General features: G+C 72.1%; 6 protein-coding genes. 2 read left to right on the top strand and 4 right to left on the bottom strand.

The genetic code is table 11. From position 1 onward, the window contains the following. The 4 genes from AB8Z36_RS28780 to miaA all read right to left on the bottom strand — a co-directional run. A partial coding sequence (locus AB8Z36_RS28780) for a RelA/SpoT family protein (RefSeq protein ID WP_369216310.1) occupies positions 1–1693 on the bottom strand: 1693 nt, incomplete at its 3' end. Between the two features lie 142 nt (positions 1694–1835). Further along, the gene (gene dapF, locus AB8Z36_RS28775; RefSeq protein ID WP_369216309.1) at positions 1836–2714 is read right to left on the bottom strand and encodes a diaminopimelate epimerase; all 879 of its coding nucleotides are present in this window, start codon (positions 2712–2714) and stop codon (positions 1836–1838) included. A gap of 48 nt (positions 2715–2762) precedes the next feature. Continuing rightward, positions 2763–3224, bottom strand: coding sequence for a hypothetical protein (locus AB8Z36_RS28770; protein ID WP_369216311.1), 462 nt, complete (start codon positions 3222–3224; stop codon positions 2763–2765). 107 nt (positions 3225–3331) lie between these two features. Continuing rightward, a complete protein-coding gene (gene miaA / locus AB8Z36_RS28765) occupies positions 3332–4270 on the bottom strand; it encodes a tRNA (adenosine(37)-N6)-dimethylallyltransferase MiaA (RefSeq protein WP_369216308.1) in 939 nt (312 codons plus the stop codon). 182 nt (positions 4271–4452) lie between these two features. Between miaA and AB8Z36_RS28760 the strand changes: the two genes are divergently transcribed. Both AB8Z36_RS28760 and AB8Z36_RS28755 read left to right on the top strand, forming a co-directional pair. After that, positions 4453–4863, top strand: coding sequence for a hypothetical protein (locus tag AB8Z36_RS28760; RefSeq protein WP_369216307.1), 411 nt, complete (start codon positions 4453–4455; stop codon positions 4861–4863). 28 nt (positions 4864–4891) lie between these two features. After that, positions 4892–5083 carry an antitoxin gene (locus AB8Z36_RS28755; protein WP_369216306.1) on the top strand — a complete coding sequence of 64 codons (192 nt, stop codon included), beginning with the start codon at positions 4892–4894 and terminating at the stop codon, positions 5081–5083. The last annotated feature ends 96 nt before the right edge of the window (positions 5084–5179 follow it).

Below are 5179 nucleotides of genomic sequence, written 5' to 3'. Positions count from 1 at the left end.
CCACGGCATTGGCCGCGGCGGGGCGCGGGATCTCGGCGGCCTCGGGGCGCGGGGCGGCGACCGGCGCCTTCTTGGTCTGCCCCGAGGGCGCGGGGGCGGGCACGGGGTGCGTGGTCAGCCAGCGCCGGATGGCGATCCGCGCGGCGGGCGTGCGGGCGTGCTCCAGCCACTCGCGGGACGGCCCGGCGGCGGTGTCCTGGCCCAGGAGGAGCTGCACGGTGTCGCCGTCGCGCAGCACCGTGCTGAGCGTCGCGAGGCGGCCGTTGACCCGGGCTCCGATGCAGGCGTGGGCGTCCTCGCCGTACTGGGCGTAGGCGGCGTCCACACAGCTGGCGCCCGCGGGCAGGCCGAGGGTGCCGCCGTCGGACCGGAAGACGGTGATCTCGCGGTCCTGGGCGAGGTCCTCGCGCAGCGTCGACCAGAAGGTGTCGGGGTCCGGCGCCGCCTGCTGCCAGTCGAGGAGCCGGGAGAGCCAGCCGGGCCTGGTGGGGTCCACGCGCTCGTCGTCGGCGCCTTCGGCCGACTCCTCCGCGGGCGGGGCGTAGGGATTGCGCAGGGCGACGACACCGGCCTCGGCGACCCGGTGCATCTGGTGGGTGCGGATGAGGACCTCGGAGACCTCTCCGTCCGGGCGGGCCACGGCGGTGTGCAGGGACTGGTAGAGGTTGAACTTCGGTACGGCGATGAAGTCCTTGAACTCCGAGACCACCGGTGTGAAGCAGGTGTGCAGCTCGCCGAGGACTCCGTAGCAGTCGGCGTCCTCGTTCACGAGGACGAGGAGGCGGCCGTAGTCCGAGGCGCGCATCTCGCCGCGTTTACGGCGCACGCGGTGGACGGAGACGAAGTGCCGCGGCCTGATGAGGACCTCCGCCGTGATGCCCGCTTCGCGCAGCACACCGCGCACCTCGTCCGCGATGTCGCCGAGGGAGTCGGCCTCCGTCTCGGCGTTGGCCGTGATCAAGGCCTTCACCTCGGCGTACTCCTCGGGGTGGAGGATCGCGAAGACGAGGTCCTCCAGCTCGGTCTTGAGCGCCTGGACGCCCAGGCGCTCGGCGAGCGGGATGAGCACGTCCCGGGTCACCTTGGCGATTCGGGCCTGTTTCTCGGGCCGCATCACCCCCAGGGTGCGCATGTTGTGCAGCCGGTCGGCCAGCTTGATCGACATCACGCGTACGTCGTTGCCGGTGGCGACCAGCATTTTGCGGAAGGTCTCCGGCTCGGCGGCCGCTCCGTAGTCCACCTTTTCCAGCTTGGTGACGCCGTCGACGAGATAGCACACGTCGTCGCCGAACTCGGCGCGCACCTGGTCGAGCGTCACCTCCGTGTCCTCGACGGTGTCGTGCAGCAGGGACGCGGTCAGCGTCGTGATCTCGGCGCCGAGCTGGGCCAGGATGAGCGTGACGGCCAGCGGGTGTGTGATGTACGGCTCGCCGCTCTTACGCATCTGGCCGCGGTGCGAGGACTCCGCGAGGACATAGGCGCGGCGCAGCGGCTCGAGGTCGGCGTCGGGATAGTGGGCCCGGTGGGCCTCCGCCACATGGCCGATCGCGTCGGGCAGCCGGTCCCGGGTCGCCGAGCCCAGCAGGGCGGCCCTGCCGAGCCTGCGCAGGTCGAGACGGGCCCGGCCGCGCCTGCGCTGGACCCCGGGCGTCACGGGGCCGGGCGTGGCTGGGTTCGTGGCCTCCGCACTCATGGGCACCTCCGGCTGCGTCGACCGGCGGGGGACGGACGCTGGCTTACTCCGTCCGGGCCGGTGCTTGATGCTACCGAGCCCATCACGCGGTGCTGACCGCCTCTCGCCGAGCGTGAAACGGATCACCCATTCGAGCGACAGTTCACGCGGATGCCGTTTCGAGCCATTCGGCCATGATCTCACCCTCGGCGAGGATCACGGCGGGCCCCGTCATCTCGATCTCCCCGTCGGCCCGCTCGGTGATCACCACGCGGCCGCCCGGCAGGTCGACCGTGTACGTGACCGGGGCGCCGGTCGCGGCCGGGTCCGCACCGTCCCTGCGGGCCGCCGCCACGGCCACGGCGCACGCGCCCGTGCCGCACGAGCGGGTCTCGCCCACGCCGCGCTCGTGCACCCGCATGGCGACGTGGCGCGGGGCGCGCTCCACGACGAACTCCACGTTCACCCCGTCCGGGTAGGCCGAGGCGGGGCTGAAGGGCGGCGGGTCGTAGAGGTTCCCCGCGTCGGCGAGGTCGGCCACGAAGGCGACGGCGTGCGGATTGCCCATGTTCACGTTGCGCGCGGGCCAGTGGTGGTCCCCCACCGAGACCGTGACGTCCCCCTCGGGGAGGAGGGCCTTGCCCATGCCGACGGTGATCTCGCCGCCGGACTCCGCCTTGGCGATGTGCACGGTCTTGACGCCGCCGCGCGTGGCCACCGCCAGGTCGCCCTCGCCGACGAGCCCCGCGTGCTGGAGGTACCGCGCGAAGACCCGCACTCCATTGCCGCACATCTCGGCGACCGAGCCGTCGCCGTTGCGATAGTCCATGAACCACTCGGCCCGGTCCGCGAGGTGGCGCGCCTCGGGGTGGGCGGCGGAGCGGACCACGTGCAGCAGGCCGTCGCCGCCGATGCCCGCGCGCCGGTCGCACAGGGCGGCGACGGCGGCCGGGGGCAGCTCGACGGTGTTGTCCGGGTCCGGGATGATCACGAAGTCGTTCTCGGTCCCGTGCCCCTTGAGGAAGGCGATCCGCGTGCTCATTCCTCGATCGTACGGGGTGGGTACGACATGTCCGCCGGGCGGTGCGGGTCAGCGGAGGCGGGCCACGCGCCAGACGGCGAGGACGGCGACGCCGACGAAGAGCAGGGCGTAGCCGGAGACGACCCGCCAGTCCGGGCGGCGGCCCGAGCCGCGCTCGGGCAGGCCCGGCAGGGTGTGGCCCACCCGGCGGGCGGCCATCATGCCCCAGCCGGCCGCGCAGGAGCTGATGAGCAGCCCCAGCATGGCGACCACGGCACCGCCGTCGCCGAACTCGAAGGCCAGCGGGAAGGCGAACATCAGCGAGCCGACGGCGGCGAGTATCACGATGGGCGCGAGCTGCCAGATGCGCAGCCGCCGCTGCGGACGCAGCTCGACCTCGACCTCGGCCGCCGGGGACAGTTCGTCCGCGCCGGGGCCGTCGTCCGTCACACCGCCGGAGACCTCGTCGGGCCCGTCGGGGCTCAGCTGCTCTCCGCCGTCATGTGCGGTGTCACGAGGGCCGGCCTCCATCGCCACGCGCCCTCCCACTTCGGACTCCACCGGTCGATCGATGGTCGATGATGGCACGTCGTCAGGGGCCCGGATGACCGCCGGAGCGTCCCGATGCCATCACGTGATCAGGCTGTGACCGGTCGTTCGATCAGCGCCATCGCGTGTCCGGGAAGTTCCCCGCGGTCGGCCGCCGCGCCGCTCAACCAGTGGACTCTCGGGTCCCTGCGGAACCACGAGTCCTGGCGCCGGGCGAAGCGTTTGGTGGCACGCACGGTCTCCGCGCGCGCCTCGTCCTCGGTGCACTCCCCCGCGAGGGCCGTGAGCACCTGCTGGTAGCCGAGCGCCCGGGACGCCGTACGTCCCTCGCGCAGACCCTGTCCGGCCAGCGTGCGCACCTCGTCGACCAGGCCCGCCTCCCACATGCGGTCCACGCGCGTGGCGATGCGTTCGTCGAGCTCCGGCCGGGCCACGTCCACGCCGATCTGGACCGTGTCGTAGACGGATTCGTGGCCGGGGAGGTTGGCGGTGAAGGGCTTGCCGGTGATCTCGATGACCTCAAGGGCGCGCACGATCCGGCGGCCGTTGCTCGGCAGGATCGCCCGTCCCGCTCCCGGGTCGGCGGCGGCCAGGCGGGCGTGCAGCGCTCCGGGGCCGCGCAGCGCGAGCTCCTCCTCCAGGCGGGCCCGTACCTCCGGGTCCGTACCGGGGAACTCCAGGTGGTCGACGGCGCCCCGTACGTAGAGTCCGGAACCGCCCACCAGGATCGGCCAGCGCCCTTCGGCCAGGAGGCCGTCGATCCGCGCGCGGGCCAGCTTCTGGTACTCGGCGACGCTCGCCGCCTCCGTCACGTCCCAGATGTCCAGGAGGTGGTGGGGCACGCCGTCGCGCTCCTCGGGCGTCAGCTTGGCGGTGCCGATGTCCATCCCGCGGTAGAGCTGCATGGAGTCGGCGTTGACGACCTCGCCGCCGAGACGCTGGGCGAGGAAGACACCGAGATCGGACTTGCCCGCCGCGGTGGGACCGACGACGGCGATGACCCGCGGGGCGGGGGCTGCACTACTCACCGCCCCAGTCTCGCAAATCCCACGGCTACTTCCCGAACGAGTTACGTGACGGTACGGCTTCGGGGTCGTTGCCTGTTGCGAGGTTCCAGCCGCCGGTTTCGAGGACCGATGGCCCGGGCGAAGCAATGAGACGCTCCGGGCGGCGCGGGATTTCGCCCACACGAGTAACGTATGGAGTAGATATGGGCGTTTTTGCACGTTTCCGCCGGAAGGCCAAGGGCGGCGACGAGGAGTCAACCGCCGATTCGGCCGCCGCCACACAGACGGCCGAACCGGCGGCCGAGGAGGTATCCGCCACCGTCTCCGCCACCGCTGACGAGGCTCCGGAGGCCCCTTCGACCGAGGAGAAGCCGGTCGCGGAAGGGTTGGACGCGGACTCCAGGAGCGTCTCCGGAAGCGCCGCCGAGACCGCCGCCGAGACCGCCTCCGGGACCGCCGGGCACGACAAGGCCACGCAGACCGCGGAGGCCGCCACGACCGCCGAGACGGATGCGGCGGACGCGGCGGACCCGGCGGAGGGCGTGGAGATCCCGAAGCAGCAGTCGGCCGAGGAAGCGGCCGACAACGAAGCGGACGAGGGCGCCCGCAAGTAGCCCTCGCGCGAAGGAAGGTGGATGGTCCATGGGCTTCCTGGAGCAGCTGAAAGCCAAGCTCGGCCCTGCAAAGAGCAAGGTCTCGGACCTCGCGCAGCAGCACGGGGACAAGATCGACCAGGGTCTGGAGAAGGCCGCGAAAGTGGTCGACGAGAAGACCAAGGGCAAGTACAGCGACAAGATCCAGACGGGTACCGGCAAGGCCAAGGAAGCCGTCTAACTTCCTGCCGCGTAGGACGACGGCGGCAAGGACGACGGCGGCAAGGGCGACCGCCTTGCCGCGCAGGACGACGGCTTCCTTGGCCTTGCCGGTACC

It is taken from the genome of Streptomyces flavofungini (genome assembly GCF_041028215.1).
GTDB classification, from domain to species: domain Bacteria; phylum Actinomycetota; class Actinomycetes; order Streptomycetales; family Streptomycetaceae; genus Streptomyces; species Streptomyces flavofungini_B.
Note: the sequence above shows the minus strand (reverse complement) of the source record. Positions and strands in the feature narration are given on the sequence as shown.